This window comes from Ensifer sp. ENS07, from assembly GCF_014852185.1.
GTDB lineage: Bacteria > Pseudomonadota > Alphaproteobacteria > Rhizobiales > Rhizobiaceae > Ensifer > Ensifer adhaerens.
In genome coordinates, this window is the sequence record NZ_JACVBE010000002.1 from 1,108,440 (window position 1) to 1,126,803 (window position 18,364).

16 protein-coding genes are annotated in these 18,364 nt (G+C 62.3%); 7 read left to right on the forward strand and 9 right to left on the reverse strand.

The window, feature by feature from the left end; all coding sequences use genetic code 11:
- Positions 1–59: 59 nt before the first annotated feature.
- The 4 genes from IB277_RS12565 to IB277_RS12580 all read left to right on the forward strand — a co-directional run bounded on the left by IB277_RS12565 (position 60) and on the right by IB277_RS12580 (position 4,695).
- Positions 60–1,139 (forward strand): YeiH family protein, encoded by a 1,080-nt coding sequence (locus IB277_RS12565; protein ID WP_090298347.1) that lies wholly within the window; start codon positions 60–62, stop codon positions 1,137–1,139.
- A gap of 234 nt (positions 1,140–1,373) precedes the next feature.
- Positions 1,374–2,768, forward strand: coding sequence for a circularly permuted type 2 ATP-grasp protein (locus tag IB277_RS12570; RefSeq protein WP_034803477.1), 1,395 nt, complete (start codon positions 1,374–1,376; stop codon positions 2,766–2,768).
- A gap of 3 nt (positions 2,769–2,771) precedes the next feature.
- Entirely contained in the window at positions 2,772–3,710 is a 939-nt protein-coding gene (locus tag IB277_RS12575) for an alpha-E domain-containing protein (RefSeq protein ID WP_034803460.1), read from the forward strand.
- Between the two features lie 115 nt (positions 3,711–3,825).
- The gene (locus IB277_RS12580) at positions 3,826–4,695 is read left to right on the forward strand and encodes a transglutaminase family protein (RefSeq protein WP_192371005.1); all 870 of its coding nucleotides are present in this window, start codon (positions 3,826–3,828) and stop codon (positions 4,693–4,695) included.
- A gap of 51 nt (positions 4,696–4,746) precedes the next feature.
- Here IB277_RS12580 and IB277_RS12585 read toward each other — a convergent pair whose 3' ends face one another.
- From IB277_RS12585 to chvE, 8 genes are all read right to left on the reverse strand, one after another.
- On the reverse strand, positions 4,747–5,415 hold the full coding sequence (locus tag IB277_RS12585; RefSeq protein WP_090298344.1) for a hypothetical protein: 669 nt from the start codon (positions 5,413–5,415) through the stop codon (positions 4,747–4,749).
- A gap of 231 nt (positions 5,416–5,646) precedes the next feature.
- Positions 5,647–6,033: a hypothetical protein gene (locus IB277_RS12590; protein WP_089045052.1), complete on the reverse strand. Its 387-nt coding sequence runs from the start codon at positions 6,031–6,033 to the stop codon at positions 5,647–5,649.
- A gap of 517 nt (positions 6,034–6,550) precedes the next feature.
- Positions 6,551–8,296, reverse strand: a complete 1,746-nt coding sequence (araD, locus tag IB277_RS12595; RefSeq protein ID WP_034803454.1) for an L-arabinonate dehydratase — start codon at positions 8,294–8,296, stop codon at positions 6,551–6,553.
- A 55-nt stretch (positions 8,297–8,351) separates the two neighbouring features.
- On the reverse strand, positions 8,352–9,785 hold the full coding sequence (locus tag IB277_RS12600; protein WP_192371006.1) for an aldehyde dehydrogenase family protein: 1,434 nt from the start codon (positions 9,783–9,785) through the stop codon (positions 8,352–8,354).
- A 66-nt stretch (positions 9,786–9,851) separates the two neighbouring features.
- A complete protein-coding gene (gene araD1, locus IB277_RS12605) occupies positions 9,852–10,847 on the reverse strand; it encodes an AraD1 family protein (protein ID WP_090298117.1) in 996 nt (331 codons plus the stop codon).
- Between the two features lie 168 nt (positions 10,848–11,015).
- The gene (gene mmsB / locus IB277_RS12610; RefSeq protein ID WP_060582451.1) at positions 11,016–12,224 is read right to left on the reverse strand and encodes a multiple monosaccharide ABC transporter permease; all 1,209 of its coding nucleotides are present in this window, start codon (positions 12,222–12,224) and stop codon (positions 11,016–11,018) included.
- Positions 12,224–13,759: a multiple monosaccharide ABC transporter ATP-binding protein gene (gene mmsA, locus IB277_RS12615; protein ID WP_034793889.1), complete on the reverse strand. Its 1,536-nt coding sequence runs from the start codon at positions 13,757–13,759 to the stop codon at positions 12,224–12,226. Before mmsA ends, mmsB begins: the two co-directional genes overlap by 1 nt.
- A gap of 97 nt (positions 13,760–13,856) precedes the next feature.
- Positions 13,857–14,924: a multiple monosaccharide ABC transporter substrate-binding protein gene (gene chvE / locus IB277_RS12620; protein ID WP_034793892.1), complete on the reverse strand. Its 1,068-nt coding sequence runs from the start codon at positions 14,922–14,924 to the stop codon at positions 13,857–13,859.
- A 288-nt stretch (positions 14,925–15,212) separates the two neighbouring features.
- Between chvE and IB277_RS12625 the strand changes: the two genes are divergently transcribed.
- Both IB277_RS12625 and IB277_RS12630 read left to right on the forward strand, forming a co-directional pair.
- Complete coding sequence (locus IB277_RS12625; RefSeq protein ID WP_034793895.1) at positions 15,213–16,184, forward strand: LysR family transcriptional regulator; 972 nt, start codon at positions 15,213–15,215, stop codon at positions 16,182–16,184.
- A gap of 75 nt (positions 16,185–16,259) precedes the next feature.
- On the forward strand, positions 16,260–16,709 hold the full coding sequence (locus IB277_RS12630; RefSeq protein WP_060582450.1) for a hypothetical protein: 450 nt from the start codon (positions 16,260–16,262) through the stop codon (positions 16,707–16,709).
- Between the two features lie 3 nt (positions 16,710–16,712).
- On the opposite strand, the gene IB277_RS12635 is transcribed toward IB277_RS12630, so the two are convergent.
- Positions 16,713–16,967: a hypothetical protein gene (locus IB277_RS12635; protein WP_090298120.1), complete on the reverse strand. Its 255-nt coding sequence runs from the start codon at positions 16,965–16,967 to the stop codon at positions 16,713–16,715.
- Between the two features lie 335 nt (positions 16,968–17,302).
- Between IB277_RS12635 and iolG the strand changes: the two genes are divergently transcribed.
- The gene (gene iolG / locus IB277_RS12640; RefSeq protein ID WP_034793914.1) at positions 17,303–18,295 is read left to right on the forward strand and encodes an inositol 2-dehydrogenase; all 993 of its coding nucleotides are present in this window, start codon (positions 17,303–17,305) and stop codon (positions 18,293–18,295) included.
- Positions 18,296–18,364: the final 69 nt, after the last annotated feature.

Here is an 18,364-nt window from a genome sequence, read left to right on the forward strand (position 1 = left end):
GATCAGAATGACAAGAATAATCCGTTAGACTGATTCATGGATGAGCGTAGGTTGCGCCCATGTCCAGATCGCATTCCCCATTTCGCTCCCAATTTTCCTCAGTCGCCTCCCGCCTGACGTGCATTCTTCCGGGCCTTTTCCTCTGCTGTCTCGTCGCACTTGCGGCCATCGGTCTGGAATGGATCGAGCGGCGCTGGACCGGCCGCGCTTGGCTGGAAGCGCTCGTTCTCGCGATCCTTCTCGGCGCTATCGTCCGCACCCTCTGGACGCCCGGCCCCCGCTTCCTCTCCGGCATCCACTTCTCGGCGAAAGTCCTGCTGGAGACAGCGATCGTGCTAATCGGCGCGATGCTGAGCTTCGACGCGATCGCAGCGAGCGGGCCGACCCTGCTCGTCACTATCGTCGCCATGGTTCTTCTGTCGATTTCCACCGGCTACCTGATTGCGCGCATGCTCGGGCTGCCGAAACGCCTGGCGACCTTGATTGCCTGCGGCAACGCCATCTGCGGCAACTCGGCGATCGCCGCCGTCGCACCGGCCATCGGTGCCCGCGGCGAGGAGGTCGCAGCTGCAATTTCTTTTACCGCCATCCTCGGCATCGCCGTCGTCCTGTCGCTGCCCTTCGTCGGCGGTTGGCTCGGCATGACGCCCCAGGGCTACGGCGTCTTTGCCGGCATGACCGTCTATGCCGTACCCCAGGTCCTGGCCGCGGCCAGCCCCTTCAGCCCGCTCTCGGTCCAGGTGGGCACGCTGGTCAAGCTCGTGCGCGTGCTGATGCTCGGCCCCGTCGTCTTCTGCTTCTCGCTAATTGGCAGCCGCGATACCGAGCCGGAATGCAAAGCGCCCAGACAACGGAAGTCGCGCCTCGCCACGATCCTCCATTTCGTTCCCTGGTTCATTCTGGGTTTCCTCGCCGTTGCGATCGCCCGCAACAGCGGCGCAATCTCCGACACACTCGCGACCGACGCCGTGACGGTCTCCACCTGGCTGACGGTCATCGCGATGGCCGCCCTCGGCCTTGAGGTCGACATCCGCGCGCTCGCCCATTGCGGGCCGCGTGCAAGTGCTGCCGCCACATTGTCGCTGCTGGTGCTCTGTCTCCTCGCGGTCCTCGCGATCGTCTGCCTGGGTCTCGGCTAGCTTCGGCGCCCGCGTCCAAATTTAGAGCAAGTGCATATTTCTTGCCCACCCGGTCGCAACCACTTTCTGCGACCGGATGCGGCTGCCCTGTCGTTGGGCAGATTTCCCCGCGAACGGGCGCTTCTGGCGTGGCCAACTTTCTTTTCAGGCGACTGAGCACGCTTCTTGCATTGCAACCAGCCTTGTACTCAAATGGTCAAAAATAAGGGGACCACGCCTTTGGCATTTGACGAAATGATGAATGCGGACAGCAGTCCGCGCCAGCCATATTCGACCTATCATGATTGGTATGCCAGCCAGGACAGAAATCGGCTCATAGCGAAATCCAAGGACGCCGAGAACATCTTCCGGAAAACCGGCATCACCTTCGCGGTCTACGGACACGCAGACAGTTCCGAAAAGCTCATCCCCTTCGATCTCATCCCCCGCATCATCTCCGGCCGCGAATGGCGCAAGCTCGCCCAGGGCATCGAACAGCGGGTCATCGCGCTCAACGCCTTTCTCGACGACATCTACCACAAGCAGGAAATCATCCGCGCCGGCCGCATCCCGCGCGAACTGATCGAAAAGAACGAAGCCTTCCTGCCGCAGATGATCGGTTTCCGCCCGCCGGGCGGCGTCTATACCCATATCGTCGGCACCGACATCGTCAGAACCGGCGAAGACCAGTTCTACGTTCTCGAAGATAACGCGCGTACCCCATCCGGCGTCAGCTACATGCTGGAGAACCGCGAAACGATGATGCAGATGTTCCCGGAACTCTTCCATCAAAACCGCGTGCGCCCGGTCGAGAACTACCCCTACCTGCTGCGCCAGAGCCTTTCTTCGCTCGCACCTCCCGGCTGCAGCGGCAAGCCGCGCGTCGCGGTGCTGACGCCCGGCATCTACAATTCGGCCTACTACGAGCACGCGTTCCTCGCCGACCAGATGGGCGTCGAGCTCGTCGAAGGATCGGACCTGCGGGTGATCGACGGCAAGGTGAAGATGCGCACCACCCGCGGCTACGAGGCGATCGACGTGCTCTACCGCCGCGTCGATGACGACTTCCTCGACCCACTCACCTTCCGACCGGATTCCGCCCTCGGCATTCCAGGCATCATGGACGTCTACCGCGCCGGCAACATCACCATTGCCAACGCGCCCGGCACCGGAATTTCCGACGACAAGGCGATCTATTCCTACATGCCCGAGATCGTCGAGTTCTATACCGGCCGCAAGCCGCTCTTGGAAAACGTCCCGACCTGGCGCTGTTCCGAGCCGCAGAGCCTCAAATACGTGCTCGAGCATCTGGAAGAGCTGGTGGTCAAGGAGGTCCACGGCTCAGGCGGCTACGGCATGCTGGTAGGCCCGACGGCGACCAGGAAGGAACGCGCCGTCTTCGCCGAGAAGCTGAAAGCCCGCCCGACCAATTACATCGCCCAGCCGACGCTTTCCCTTTCCACCGTGCCGATCCTCGTCAACAAGGGCATCGCGCCCCGGCACGTCGACCTTCGCCCCTATGTCCTCGTCTCCGACAAGGTCCAGATCATCCCCGGCGGCCTGACGCGCGTGGCGCTGAAAGCCGGTTCGCTCGTCGTGAACTCCAGCCAGGGTGGCGGGACCAAGGACACCTGGGTGCTGGAGGACTGAGAGATGCTCGGAAGAACTGCAAACGGCCTCTACTGGATGTTCCGCTATATCGAACGCGCCGAAAACAGCGCCCGGCTGATCGATGCCGGCCTGCGCATGGCGCTGACCCGCAGCGAGGCAACGGAGGGCGACTGGGACGGTGTGCTGCAAAGTGCGGGCGTGCGCGAACTTTATGACGAGGTGCACGAGACGCTGACGAGCATCGACGCGATCGACTTCCTGCTGCGCGACCGGGCCAATCCCTCAAGCGTGATGTCCTGCATCGAGGCGGGGCGTCACAATGCCCGCATGGTGCGCACGGCGCTGACGCGCGAAACCTGGGAAGCCACCAACGAGTGCTATCTCGAGATGAGGGCAATGCTGTCGAAGAAGGCGCGCCCGACGGACATGCCGGAGATCATCGACATGATCAAGCGCCGCGCCGGCCTCATCCGTGGCGCCTTCCACGGCACCATGCTTCGAAACGAGATCTTCAATTTCTCGCGCATCGGCACCTTCATCGAACGGGCCGACAACACCGCCCGCATCCTCGATGTTAAGTATTATGTGCTCCTGCCGGCGGTCGCCGCCGTCGGCTCGTCGATGGACAATGTGCAGTGGGAATCGATTCTGCGCTCGGTCTCGGCGCATCGCGCCTATGGCTGGGTCTATGACGCCGAGCTCCGCCCCGCCAACATCGCCGACTTCCTGATTTCCAACGGCCGCATGCCGCGCTCGCTTGCGTATTGCTACGAGAAGATCGCCAGCAACCTCGGCTACCTCGAACGGGAGTATGGCGAACGCCATGCCGCCCACGAGACGGCCGACCGGACGCTAGCGTCGCTGCGCAGCCAGTCGATCAAGGACATCATGGATCAGGGGCTGCATGAGTATCTCGAAGAATTCATCAGCCACAACAACCGTCTGGGACAGGAAATCTCCGACGGCTACCGATTCTACTAGAGCAGTTTCAGCGAAAGTGTAACGCCGTTTCGCGTTTGGAATTGCGTAAAAACAAGGAGATAGAGCGCTTTCACAACTCCGTTTTGACCGGAAGCGTTCTAGATCGGAGGATGGCATGCACCTGAAGATCAGCCACACGACCGAATATCACTATGACGAGCCCGTGCAGTATGCCCTGCAGCGCTTGCGGCTGACGCCGCTCACCCAGGTGGGCCAGACCGTGCTCGGCTGGGAGACCCTCGTCGATGGCGCTGCGATCGAAGTGAACTACGACGACCACTTCGGCAACCGTGTTCACCTCGTCAGCATCGACGGCGACCGCGAAACGATCCATATCACGGCCTCCGGCGAGGTCAACACGGAGGACCGCGCCGGCGTCTTCGGCCCGCACCAGTCTTATGTGCCGCTGTGGCTCTTTGCACGCGAAACACCGCTTACCAAGGCCGGAAAGCTCATCCGCGAGCTCGCAAAATCCGCCGAAGGTGACACCGCCCTTGCCCGCATGCATGCGCTGATGGAGACGATCCACGAGGCGGTGACGTACAAACCCGGCGAGACCCATGCGGAAACGACGGCCGAGGATGCGCTGGAAAGCGGCCAAGGCGTCTGCCAGGACCATGCCCATATCCTGATCGCAGCGGCCCGCTCGCTCGATCTACCGGCGCGCTACATCTCGGGCTACCTGATGATGGAGGGGCACCCCGAACAGACGGCCAGCCATGCCTGGGCCGAGGTGCATCTCAACGGGCTCGGCTGGGTCGGCTTCGATGCAGCCAACAAGATCTGCCCAGATGATCGCTATGTCCGCATCGCCTCCGGCCTCTGCTACCGCGACGCCGCCCCCATCTCCGGGCTGATCCACGGCGAGGCGAAGGAGACGCTGAAGGTGTCGGTCACGGTCGAACAGCAGCAGCAAAGCCAAAGCCAAAGCCAAAGCCAGAATCAAAGCCAGGCCCGGGGCCAGAGCCAAAATCAGAGTCAGTAGGTCGGAGACGGGGCGGCGGCGACGCCCCGTCGAAGCTACCGGATGTTCCGACTACCGCGAGGCGCTCGCCTGCAGGATGCGGCAGAGCGAAACCAGCCCGCTGTCATAACCGCCGCCAACGACATCGCGACAGCGTTTGATCAGCTTGACCCGCTCGCCGGCGGGCAGTGCATTGAACGCGGCCATCGAAGCGCCTGGTGAAACCGAGCCTCCCGAACCGCCTCCGGTTCCACCGCCAACGCTGCCGTCACCCCCGGAGCTCCCGCCGCCGGATCCCGTTCCAACTCCCACGCCGAGCCCAAGCCCGACGCCGTTGCCGCCGCCTGCATTGGCCTTGAGACCAGCAGTCAGGCCATTCCGTCCACCGACCGTGGCATTGACCGAAGTGTTGAGCCCTTTTCCGCCGCCAAGGCCGACATCGGCATCCGCGTTGATGCCATTGGCGCCGCCGGCGCTCGCCTGCACATCGGCGTTGACGCCTTGCGCACCGCCGATCGAGGCGTTTGCGTTGGCATTGACGCCGTTTGCGCCGCCGAGCGATGCGTCGATATCGGCCTTAAGGCCGTTCGAGCCACCAAGTCCGACATTGGCGTTCAGCCCGCTCGGGCCACCGACGGACACGCCGACGCCAAGACCGTTCGCACTCTGTGAAAATGCCGGCTGGGACAGCGCCACCGTCGCAAGAAGACCGAGCGACAACGCAAGAACATTCCTCCGCATGATCGTCCTCCTAACAAGGTCAGGGTCGGAATGGCCCCGACAAAGGGGATACGTCGCAGGGTTGCTGCCGGTTGCAGCGGATCAGCCGAAAAGCGAGGGTTTTGCCCAGTGTGGATAACACACGGCAAAGATGCGGCCGAAGGCGTGTCTTTTCGAAACGATGGCCTTGGCACCCAAACAGGATCGCCGCACTGAAAGTGGTGCGGTGATCGTTCTGAGGCTCTTAGCCGATCAAAGGACGTCTGATGACGCTGGAAGGCTGGCCAATGGCCCGAAAAAACCGATGATGCGCGTAATGCGCGTCGCGTTGGGATCGAGGAATGCGATGTCCAGACCCTCGGGGAAAGATGATCCGTCGGGCATCACAAATCGCCAGGCGAAGCGTGCGATCCCATGATGAACATCCACGTCGCTTGTCCGAGTAATACGCGCGCCCGGGTGCCCAGCCTGAATACCTGCAATGTGCGCGAGCAGTTCTTCTGCACCGGCGGCATGAACCGTCGGGTCCGTGTACGTTGCGCCATCGGCCCAGATCGGCACCAGCAACGCCCGCCTCTGCTCGGCGTCCTCCGACGACCAGGCAGCGCAATACGAATCGATAAGATCTGTTAACGGCACGCTTCTTCACTCCCTTAGATCATAGGTTCCGACACGCTCCGACGGCCAAGCCGAGGCGCATGCTCCTTCTCGCCGCAAGATAGCTGACGGCTGTTCGGCTGCTGCATTTATCCTTCGATCGTCTCCGATCAATGGAGCACTGCCGCGGCCGCCCACCTGCAGGCACGCAACGTCGCGGGGGAAAACTATGACGTCGACGCTGCGACGCCAATACGCACCGCGCGGTCAGTGGTTACCCAGAGGTAAGGGAAGATGAACAGGCCCGCCGACTAGGGCTGATTGCAGCGATGAAGACGGTCGCGGGTCAGTGCCAGCATAAAAGTTACAGGTCCCGTCCCGCGACGATGCTTGCGGGTGCGCCAAGCCTGCTCAGCTCGCAGCGGCCTCCTCGACGCTGGCACCTGGGACCGTCGCACCGCAATTACGGTGCGACGGCGGCCTTTGCGCGTCTGATATGACGCGAGCTGTGTTGAGCGCCAAAGACAAGAGCGAACTGTCCGCTCTCGCGCCGACAGCGTCAGTGGCTGTCGCGGTTCATCGGAATTTCCGCGCCGCGCGGACCGACGAGGAAGTCGAGATCCGCGCCCGTGTCGGCCTGCATCACGCTCTTGACGTAGAGGCCGGCATAACCACCCTTGAGCGGCATCACCGGCGACACCCAGGCAGCGCGACGACGGGCCAGTTCTTCGTCGGAGACATCGAGATGGATGGTGCGGGCCGGCACGTCGACGGCGATCATGTCGCCGTTTTGAACCAGTGCCAGCGGGCCGCCATCGGCCGCTTCCGGCGCCGTGTGCAGGATGACCGTACCGTAGGCCGTGCCGGACATGCGCGCATCGGAGATGCGGATCATGTCGGTAATGCCCTTTTTCAGCACCTTCGGGGGCAGGCCCATGTTGCCGACCTCGGCCATGCCCGGGTAACCCTTCGGGCCGCAATATTTCAGCACCATCACGCAGGTCTCGTCGATGTCGAGATCATCGCGATTGATGCGGGCGTGGTAGTCCTCGATGCTCTCGAACACCACCGCCCGGCCCTTGTGCTGCATCAGGTGCGGCGATGCGGCGGACGGCTTCAGCACGCAGCCCTTGGGCGCAAGATTGCCGCGCAGCACCGCGATGCCGCCGGACTTGGTCAGCGCTTTGTCGCGCGGCACGATGACGTCGTCATTGTAGTTGACGACATCCTTGACGTCGTTCCAGATCGTGTCACCGGTGACGGTCACAGCATCCTTGTGAAGGAGGCCCATTTCGCCCACGGCCTTGATCACGACCGGCAGGCCGCCGGCATAATAGAACTCCTCCATCAGGTACTTGCCCGACGGCTGCAGGTTGACGATCGTCGGCACGTCGCGGCCGAGGCGATCCCAATCGTCGAGACTGAGGTCGACACCGACACGGCCGGCAAGCGCCAAGAGGTGCAGCACGGCGTTGGTCGAGCCGCCGACAGCGCCGTTGACGCGAATGGCGTTCTCGAAGGCCTGCTTCGTCAGGATATCCGAAGGCTTCAGATCCTCCTTGACCATGTCGACAATGCGGCGGCCGGAGAGCTGGGAGATCACCCGGCGGCGGGCATCGACGGCAGGGATCGCCGCATTGCCGGGCAGGGTCATGCCGAGCGCTTCGGCCATCGAGGCCATGGTCGAGGCCGTGCCCATGGTCATGCAGCTGCCGGCCGAGCGGGCCATGCCCTGCTCCGCATCCATGAATTCGGCGAGCGACATCTCGCCGGACTTCACCATTTCCGAGAACTGCCAGATCGCCGTGCCTGAGCCGACATCCTTGCCGCGCCACTTACCGTTCAGCATCGGGCCGCCGGAGACGAGGATGACCGGAATGTCGACGCTCGCAGCCCCCATCAGGAGGCTCGGCGTGGTCTTGTCACAGCCCCCAAGCAGCACGACGCCATCGACCGGATTGCCGCGGATCGCCTCTTCGACGTCCATGGCCGCAAGATTGCGGAACATCATCGCCGTGGGCCGCAGCGTGCTTTCGCCAACGGAAAACACCGGGAATTCGACCGGGAAGCCACCGGCCTCGTAGACGCCGCGCTTCACCCGCTCTGCGAGATCACGCAGATGCGCGTTGCACGGCGTCAGCTCCGACCAGGTGTTACAGATGCCGATGATCGGCCGGCCATCGAAGGTGTCGGCGGGCAGGCCCTGGTTCTTCATCCAGGAGCGGTGCATGATGGCATTCTTGCCGGTACCGCCGAACCAATCCTGCGAACGCAGCTTGCGCGGCCATTCAGCTTTCTTCTTCATCTCTTCCTTCCTTATGCGGCCCGCACCGTTCACGCGGGCCCGATGACGGCGTGCTTCAGGCGAGCGTGTAGGCCGTCTTGACGGTGGTGTAGAACTCGGCGGCGTAGCGCCCCTGCTCGCGCGAGCCATGGGACGAGCCCTTGCGCCCGCCGAAGGGCACGTGGAAATCGACGCCCGCCGTCGGCAGGTTGACCATCACCATGCCGGCTTCGGCATTGCGCTTGAAATGGGTCGCGTGCTTGAGGCTGGTGGTGGCAATCCCCGAGGACAGACCGAAGGGCGTGTCGTTGGCGACAGTGAGCGCCTCATCGTAGTCCTTGACGCGGATGACGGATGCGACCGGCCCGAAGATCTCTTCCCGAGAAATGCGCATCGCGTTCGTCGCTTCGGTAAACAGCGCCGGCTGCAGGTAGAAGCCGGGCGTGTCGCGCTTCAGAAGCTCGCCGCCGAAGGCAAGCTTGGCGCCTTCCTGGCGGCCGATGGCGATATAGTCGGTGTCCTGGTTGAGCTGGCTCTCATCGACCACCGGACCGATCTGGGTGCCGGCCTTCAAGGCGTCGTCGATCACAAGCCCCTTCATCCGTTCGCCCATGGCCGCCACGAACCGATCGTGAATACCCTCGGTGACGATGAGGCGCGAAGATGCCGTGCAACGCTGGCCGGTCGAGAAGAAGGCGGAGTTGACCGCGGCTTCCACTGCAACATTGAGGTCGGCGTCATCGAGCACGACGAAGGGGTTCTTGCCACCCATTTCCAGCTGGTATTTGCGATTGTGTTCGACCGAGGCCAGCGCCACGCGTTTGCCCGTGCCGGTCGAGCCGGTGAAGGTGATGGCGTGAATGTCCGGGCTGTCGAGCATGGCCTGGCCGACGACCGAGCCCTTGCCCATGACGAGGTTCAAGACGCCCTTCGGCAGGCCGGCGCGGTTAAGAATGTCGACGATCGCCCAGGAACTGCCGGGCACCAGTTCGGCCGGCTTGAAGACGACGGTGTTGCCGTAGCAAAGCGCCGGCGCGATCTTCCAGGCGGGAATGGCGATCGGGAAGTTCCAGGGCGTGATGATGCCGACGACACCGATCGGCTCGCGGGTGATCTCGACGCCGATATTGGGTCTTGCCGACGGCAGCACCTCGCCCGCCAACCGCAGGCACTCGCCGGCGAAGAAGTCGAAGATCTGGCCGGCGCGCACCGTCTCGCCGATGCCTTCGGCCAAGGTCTTGCCTTCCTCACGCGACAAGAGCTTCCCGAGTTCGTCCTTGCGCGCAAGGATCTCGTCGGCGGTCTTCCTCAGGATCGCGTGGCGCTCGAGAATACCCGAGCGCGACCAGGCCGGAAACGCCGCCTTGGCGGCAGCGATCGCTGCGCGCGCATCGTCCGCCGACGCACGGGCATATTCGCCGACCACGTCGTTGGTGTTGGACGGGTTGATGTTGGCAACGCCGTCACCGCCGACCCATTCGCCGGCTATCAGGTTCTGGTGCAAAGTCATGGCCTCAGGCCTCCTTCATAGATGCGCATGACCGTCCCTCGCGAACGGTCGCGCTTAGGAGATGTGTCAGAGCTGGCGGATCGCGACCTCTTCGTCAGCTGCGATCGCGAGAGCGTTGCGGAGCGGAAGGCCGAAACCATCGGCCTCGATCTCAAACACGTCACCTTCCTCGGTGCGGATGCCATCACCGAAGGACAGCGTCGCCGTGCCGAACATGTGCACGTGGATGTCGCCCGGCTGGCGGAACAAGCCATACTTGAAATGGTGATGCTCGAGATTGGCGAAGCTGTGCGACATGTTGGCTTCGCCCGACAGGAACGGCTTTTCCCACAGCACCTTGCCGCCACGCAGGATACGCGACAAGCCGCGAATGTCCTCCGGTGCGACACCAATGCGGATCTCCGGACCGAAGCTCGCCTGGCGCAGCTTCGAATGCGCGAGCCAGAGATAGTTGACCCTCTCGGTCTTGTGGTCGGAGAATTCGTTGGCAACGGCAAAACCGATGCGGAACGGAACGCCCTTCTCGGAGATCACATAGATGCCGGCCATTTCCGGCTCTTCGCCACCATCCTCGGCAAAGGCGGGCGAGACGAGCGCATTCCCCGGCGCCACGGCGGAGGTGCCGTTGCCCTTGTAGAACCATTCCGGCTGCACGCCTGTTTCGCCGGCCCTCGGCTTGCCGCCTTCGAGCCCCATGCGGAACATCTTCATCGAGTCGGTCAGGGTTTCCTCGGCCGCCTCGCTCGTCTTCTTGTGCATGGCGTCGCGGGTCGCAGCCGAGCCGAGATGGGTGAGACCCGTGCCGGTCAGGTGCAGGTGTGCCGGATCCGGATGAGTGATCGGCGGCAGGAAGCGCCCCTCCGCATAGGCCTTTTCGAGGTCGACGGCGGCGCCGAGCCCCTTGGCCTCGATCGTCTGCTTCAGGCTCCGTCCGGCATTGGCCGCTTCCATCGCCAGCGCATAGACGCTTGTCGCGCCGTTCACCGCATGCGCCGCCTCACCCGGCAGCCGTACCGCCACCGTGATCGACCCGTCTTCGTTCCTGATCTGCGAAATCAGCACGATGCTATCCTTCCTATCGTCTTGGGTCGCTGTGTTCGCCTCTTCAAGGCAAAAGCGTCCCCGTGGGTGGCTTTCGCCACCCAATTCCGGCGGACCAATCCGCCGATCCTGGCAGCTGTGGCTGCCGGTGAATGTTACTGGTTCGCGTCGGGTCTTATGGCTTTCCGCTCAACCCTTGTTCTTGTTGTAGACATCGAAGAACACGGCAGCGAGCAGCACGAGGCCCTTGATCAACTGCTGGTAATCGATGCCGATGCCCATGATCGACATGCCGTTGTTCATCACGCCCATGATGAAGGCGCCGATGACGGCCCCGATGATCTTGCCTACACCGCCCGACGCCGAGGCACCGCCGATAAAGCAGGCCGCAATGACGTCGAGCTCGAAACCGACGCCGGCCTTCGGCGTTGCCGAATTGAGGCGAGCGGTGATGATCATGCCGGCGAGTGCCGCAAGCACGCCCATGTTGACGAAGGTGTAGAAGGTCAGCCGCTCGGTGTTGATGCCCGAAAGCTTGGTCGCCTTGACGTTGCCGCCCATGGCATAGATGCGGCGACCGATCGTCGAGCGCGTGGTGACGAAGGTATAGAGCGCAATCAGCACGGCCATGGCGATCAGCACGTTCGGCAGGCCGCGATAGGTCGCAAGCTGGAAGCCGATGAACAGCGCCACGGCAGCGATGACAGCCATCTGCACGGCGAAGAAAATGAACGGCTCGTTCTCCGTGCCGTGCTGCTCGTTGATCTTGCGGTCACGAATGCCCGCGTAGATCGCGTAGCCGACGAGCGCGATGACGGCGACGAGCGCCACCATGTTCTGAATGGTCTCGGGCGCCGGATTGAGGAAATAGAGGAAATCCGGAACGAAGCCGGTCGACAGCAGCTGGAATTCCTTCGGGAACGGACCGATCGGGCGGCCGCCGAGCACCACATAGGTGAGCCCGCGGAACACCAGCATGCCGGCCAGCGTCACGATGAAGGACGGGATCTTCTGGTAGGCGACCCAATAGCCCTGGGCCGCCCCCATGATGCCGCCAACGATCAGACAGGCGGGAATGACGATGATGGCGGGCAAGCCCCATTTCACCAGCATGATCGCCGAGATCGCGCCGATGAAGGCGACGATCGAGCCGACCGACAGGTCGATATGCCCGGCAACGATGATCAGCAGCATGCCGAGCGCCATGATGACGATGAAGGAGTTCTGCAGCACCAGGTTGGTGATGTTGACCGGCTTGAACAGCACGCCGTTGGTGACGAACTGGAAGAACAGCATGATCACCACGAGCGCGACGAGCAGGCCGTATTCGCGGATGTTGTTCTTGAGATAGTCCCCGATCGAGGGCTTGTTGTTTTGGGTGCTCGTATCGGCGACCATTAGTGTTTCTCCCCTGAACGCATGATGGCACGCATGATGGATTCCTGGCTCGCTTCCGCCTTCGAAAGCTCCGCGACGATGCGGCCCTCGTTCATGACGTAGATGCGATCGCAGGTTCCAAGCAGCTCCGGCATTTCCGATGAGATCATCAGGATGCCCTTACCCTCGGCGGCAAGCTGGTTGATGATGGTGTAGATCTCATACTTCGCGCCGATATCGATACCGCGTGTCGGCTCGTCGAGAATGAGAACTTCCGGATTGGTGAACAGCCATTTGGACAAGACGACCTTCTGCTGGTTGCCGCCCGAAAGGTTGACCGTTTCCTGATAGATCGAGTGCGAACGGATGCGCAGCTTCGAGCGATAGTCGGAGGCGACCTTCGCTTCCTTGCGATCGTCGATGACGCCGTTCGCGGCCACCGCCTTCAGATTGGAGAGCGTTGTGTTCTCCTTGATGTTGTTGATCAAGACGAGCCCGAGCTGCTTGCGGTCCTCGGTGACATAGGCAAGCCCCGCATCGATCGCACGCGGAATGGTGCTGACGTCGACGGGCTTGCCGCGCATCGTCACGTCGCCGGTGATCTTGTGGCCCCAGGACTTGCCGAAGAGGCTCATCGCCGTTTCGGTGCGCCCTGCCCCCATCAACCCGGCGATGCCGACGACCTCTCCGGCGCGCACGGTGAAATTGACGTCGTGCAGGAACTGCCGGTCGCGGTGCTGCTGGTGGAAGACGTTCCAGTTCTTCACTTCGAGCAGCGTCTCGCCGATCTTCGGTTCGCGCGGCGGATAACGATCTTCCATGGCGCGGCCGACCATGCCCTTGATGATCCGGTCTTCGCCAATGTCTTCGCTGTGACAGTCGAGCGTTTCGACCGTGCCGCCGTCGCGCAGGATGGTGATCTGGTCGGCAACCTTCCGGATCTCGTTCAGCTTGTGCGAAATGATGATCGAGGTCATGCCCTGGGTGCGAAACTCCATCAGCAGCTTCAAAAGCGCATCGGAATCGGTTTCGTTGAGCGAGGCGGTCGGCTCGTCAAGGATCAACAGCCGCACCTTCTTCGAAAGCGCCTTGGCGATCTCGACCAGTTGCTGCTTGCCGACACCGATGTCGGTGATCAACGTCGCCGGGGATTCGCTCAAGCCAACCTTCTTCAGCAGTTCCTGCGTACGGGCAAAGGTCTGCGGCCAGTGAATCACACCGTTGCTGGCGATCTCGTTGCCGAGGAAGATGTTCTCGGCGATCGACAGCAGCGGCACCAGCGCCAGTTCCTGGTGGATGATGATGATGCCGAGGTCTTCGCTGTCGGAAATCGTCGAGAAGCGGCGGGCTTCGCCGCCATAGTGGATTTCGCCATCATAGGTGCCGGCGGGATAGACGCCGCTCAGCACCTTCATCAGCGTCGACTTGCCGGCGCCGTTTTCGCCGACGAGTGCGTGGATCTCGCCTTCGCGGACCTTGAAGCTGACATTGTCCAGCGCCTTGACGCCCGGGAACGTCTTGGTGATGCCCCGCATTTCAAGAATGATATTGTCCATGTTCAGTCATTCCAGCGGCAGTCTTCAAGAGAGTACCGGCTCCGTCATCTGGATAAAAGGGCCCGCGCGCATGCACGGGCCCTCACGCTCAAAAAGATCAGTTGTTGATCTGGTCTTCGGTGTAGTAGCCCGAGCTGACGAGCACGTCCTTGATGTTGGACTTGTCGACGGCAACCGGCTTCAGCAGGTAGGACGGAACCACCTTGACGCCGTTGTCATAGGTCTTGGTGTCGTTCACTTCCGGCTCCTTGCCTTCCATGATCGCGTTGACCATGCCGACGGTGACCTTGGCGAGTTCGCGCGTGTCCTTGAAGATCGACGAATACTGTTCGCCGGCAAGGATCGACTTGACCGACGGCAGTTCGGCGTCCTGGCCGGTGACGGCAGGCATTGCCATGTCGCCCGAACCGTAGCCGACGCCCTTCAGCGCCGAAATGATGCCGATCGACAGGCCGTCATAGGGCGACAGAACGCCATCGACCTTGGCGTCGGTGTAGTTCGACGACAGCAGGTTTTCCATGCGGGCCTGGGCCACGGCACCGTCCCAACGCAGCGTGCCGACCTGGTCCATGCCCTTCTGGCCGGACTTGACGACGATCTTCTTGCTGTCGATCAGCGGCTGCAGGACCGACATCGCGCCGTCGTAGAAGAAGAAGGCGTTGTTATCGTCCGGCGAACCACCGAAGAGCTCGATGTTCTTCGGCTCGGTTGCGCCGTCGAGCTTGAGACCCTGGACCAGCGACGTTGCCTGCTGCACGCCGACCTGGAAGTTGTCGAAGGTGGCGTAGTAGTCGACATTGCCCGAGTCGCGGATCAGGCGGTCATAGGCGATGACCTTGACGCCGGCGTCGTGGGCCTTCTGCAGGATGTCGGAGAGCGTGGTGCCGTCGATGGCGCCGATGACGAGAACCTTGGCGCCCTTGGTCACCATGTTCTCGATCTGAGCGAGCTGGTTCGGGATGTCGTCGTCAGCAAACTGCAGGTCCGGCGTGTAGCCAGCTTCCTTGAACAGCTTCTCCATGGTCTCGCCGTCGGAAATCCAGCGGGTCGACGTCTTCGTCGGCATGGAAATGCCGACCGTGCCCTTGTCCTGCGCAAATGCCGGTGCAGCGAAGGACGCGATCGAAATCGCGGCGGCTGCGAGAAGCGAAGTCATCAATTTCATCAGTTCTCTCCCAAAAAAGTTGAAGCCGGCAGGCGAGAGCCTTTCCGTCTATGCGCAGCAATCCGCCGCCCGAGATCTTCGTCTCCGGCAGCGGATCAAGGTGAAGGAGAGGCCTCCCCGCCTCGCATGCTCCTACATGCGCTGGCACATAAGCAAAAACTGGAATGAAACCATATAACTGTCAAATACAATATTGCTTTGAATACATACCAAAAATGATATATCGAGCGCAAACAGTGTGATTTTTGAAAATCCCTGAAAACCAAAGAAAAAAACGCAGAGGTTGAAATGCGCGATCAGAAACCGAGCACCGCCGGCGAACTCTTCGATTCGACGCTTTTCCGCTCGGGCCTGAAGATCAGCCACCTCCGGCTGATTCTGGCGATCGACGATCACCGCCGCATCAGCGCCGCCGCTGACGCCCTCGGCATCTCGCAACCGGCGGCCTCGCGCATGCTCTCGGAAATCGAGACCATGCTGAAGGCGCCGGTCTGCGAACGCGTTGCCCGCGGTGTCCTGTTGACGCCCTATGGCGAAGCGCTGGCGCGACGCGCGCGCAGCATCTTTCTGGAACTCCGGGAGGCATCGCGCGAGATCAACGAGTTGAAGACCGGCAGCGGCGGCTCGGTTTCGCTCGGCTCGGTCACAGGCCCGGCGCTCAATCTCGCCGTGCCCGCCATCCGTCAGGTGATGACCGCCTATCCCGGCATCGAGATCAACGTCCAGATCGAAAACAGCAACGTGCTGGCAAGGGAACTGCTCGCCGCCCGCCACGATTTCATCATCGGCCGCATCCCCGACGACCAGCCGCCGCGGCTCTTCAACATGGTAGAGATCGGCTACGAGGAGGTTTGCCTGATCGTGCGCGACGGCCATCCGCTGCTCGACAAGCCCATGGTCGTCGCCGAGGACCTGCCCTCCTATGACTGGGTATTCCAGCCGCCCGGCACCCTTCTGAGACGCGCAGTCGAAGACAGTTTCGTGGCGGCCGGGGTGAGACTGCCGGCGACGGTGATCAACACCTCCTCGATCATCCTGACGCTGTCGATGGTGCGCAACACCAACGCGATTGCACCTGTGGCACTCGACGTCGCCAACCTGATTGCCGGCAACGGTACGCCGGCCGGCGAAATCCGCATCCTGAAGACCGAAATCCCGATCCGAATCAAACCCTATGGGCTGATCACTGCCGAGGGACGCGCGCTGCCGCCGAGCGCCAAGCTGCTCTACGACCTGATCCTCAAGCAGGGCCGCGCCTGATCAGCCCGGGCATGATCAGTCTGATCAGCCCGAGATAATCTCCGCCTGCCATGGTGCGCCGCGATCGGAGACGTCATGTTTGGAATGTCAGTCTTTCAGTCGGTGCTCGAGCGGCTGAAATCGGAAGAGGATATCGAACCGGCACCGGCCGAAGCGACGCGCGTCGCCACGCCTTACGCCCCGGCATTCGACAACGCCTTTGCGGCCGAAAGCGCCCGCTCGGCGGCCTTCGGCGCCGTGGAGCGCGCCTATCTCGATGCGTCCTTCGTGGAGCCGCCACCTCCGCCGGTGATGCCGGACTATCTCAGCCGTACGACCCTTGCCGACGTGGCCGAGGAACTGGCCCTTGTCGACAGCGAAACACAAATGACGCTTGCGGCAAAGCGCCGGGCCTTCGCGGCCCTGAACCATCCGGACCGTCTGCCGGCCGCGTTTCGCGCCAACGCCACCGTGCGCATGAAACTCGCCAACATGCTGATTGACGAAGCCGCAAAGCAGATGCGCGCCATCACCCCGGCGCCGTGAACCTCAGCCGGCAGCGTCGCTCCCGTCGCCCTTGCCTTGCCCCTCGTCCCCAGCTTTCTCGACGCCCTTCTCGCTCGGCTTGTAGAAAACCAAGAGAGCCGCCGAGGCATAGGCGGTCACCGCGAGGAAAATCATCCCCCACATCGCTTGCTCGCCCAGGAACTCGACCACTGTCCAGACGCCGCAGAAGCCCACGATCAGCAGACGGATCCACAGTGGGCGGTAGAAGGGATGGTCCGGATCGATGAATTTGAGCATTCTGTCCTCTGGTGGCCTTGTCGCGTGCGTCCCATTTAGGGGAAATTCGTCGCTGACGGCAAGGCCATGGCCTCCGACTCCCTTGACGGACGCAATAAAAATGGAATAAAAATTCCGAAATAATCTACATCGGCGACTTCATTCTAAATAGGAAGTTGCCGAGTAGAAACGGAGGTATCAAGGGAGAGGTGCTGAGCGCAGCGTTCCAACGCGCGGTCTTTCGTGGCAATTCTCCAAACCATTCGCGGAAGCAGCGTTCCGCGGCGCCTTTGCGCGATGAGCGCCGATCATCACGCCCCTTCCCGGTCGCGAACCGGAATTCGAGAGAAACAGAGATGACAGTCAGATTTGGTCTTCTGGGCGCCGGCCGCATCGGCAAGGTTCATGCGAAAGCCGTCAGCGGCAATCCCGACGCTGTGCTTGTTGCCGTCGCCGATGCCTTCCCCGCCGCCGCCGATGCCATCGCCAAGCAGTATGGCTGCGAGGTCCGCACCATCGAAGCGATCGAAGCGGCCAAGGACATCGACGCCGTCGTCATCTGCACGCCGACCGATACCCATGCCGACCTGATCGAACGCTTCGCCCGCGCCGGCAAGGCGATCTTCTGCGAGAAGCCCGTCGATCTCGACGCCGAGCGCGTGAAGGCCTGCCTCAAGGTCGTGAGCGAAACCAAGGCCAAGCTGATGGTCGGCTTCAACCGCCGCTTCGACCCGCATTTCATGGCCGTGAAGAAGGCGATCGACGCCGGCAAGATCGGCGATGTCGAAATGGTGACGATCACCTCGCGCGATCCGGGCGCCCCGCCGGTCGACTATATCAAGCGTTCGGGCGGCATCTTCCGCGACATGACCATCCATGACTTCGACATGGCCCGTTTCCTGCTCGGCGAAGAGCCGGTCTCGGTGACGGCAACCGCTGCCGTTCTCGTCGACAAGGCGATCGGCGAAGCCGGCGACTACGACAGCGTTTCGGTCATCCTGCAGACGGCGTCCGGCAAGCAGGCGATCATCTCCAACTCCCGTCGCGCCACCTACGGCTACGACCAGCGCATCGAAGTCCACGGCTCGAAGGGCGTGGCTTCCGCCGAGAACCAGCGCCCGGTCTCGATCGAGATCGCCAATGGCGACGGCTACACCCGCCCGCCGCTGCACGATTTCTTCATGACCCGCTATACCGAAGCCTATGCCAACGAGATCGAGAGCTTCATCGCCGCGATCGAAAAGGGTGCGGAAATCACGCCGTCCGGCAAGGATGGTCTCGCGGCTCTCGCGCTTGCCGATGCGGCTGTAAAGTCCGTCGTCGAAAAGCGCCAGATCAGCGTCGCCTGAGCCTTCGACCGACGACCGATCAAGGAAAAAGGCCGGGCGCCATATGCCCGGCCTTTTTCGTATCCGCAC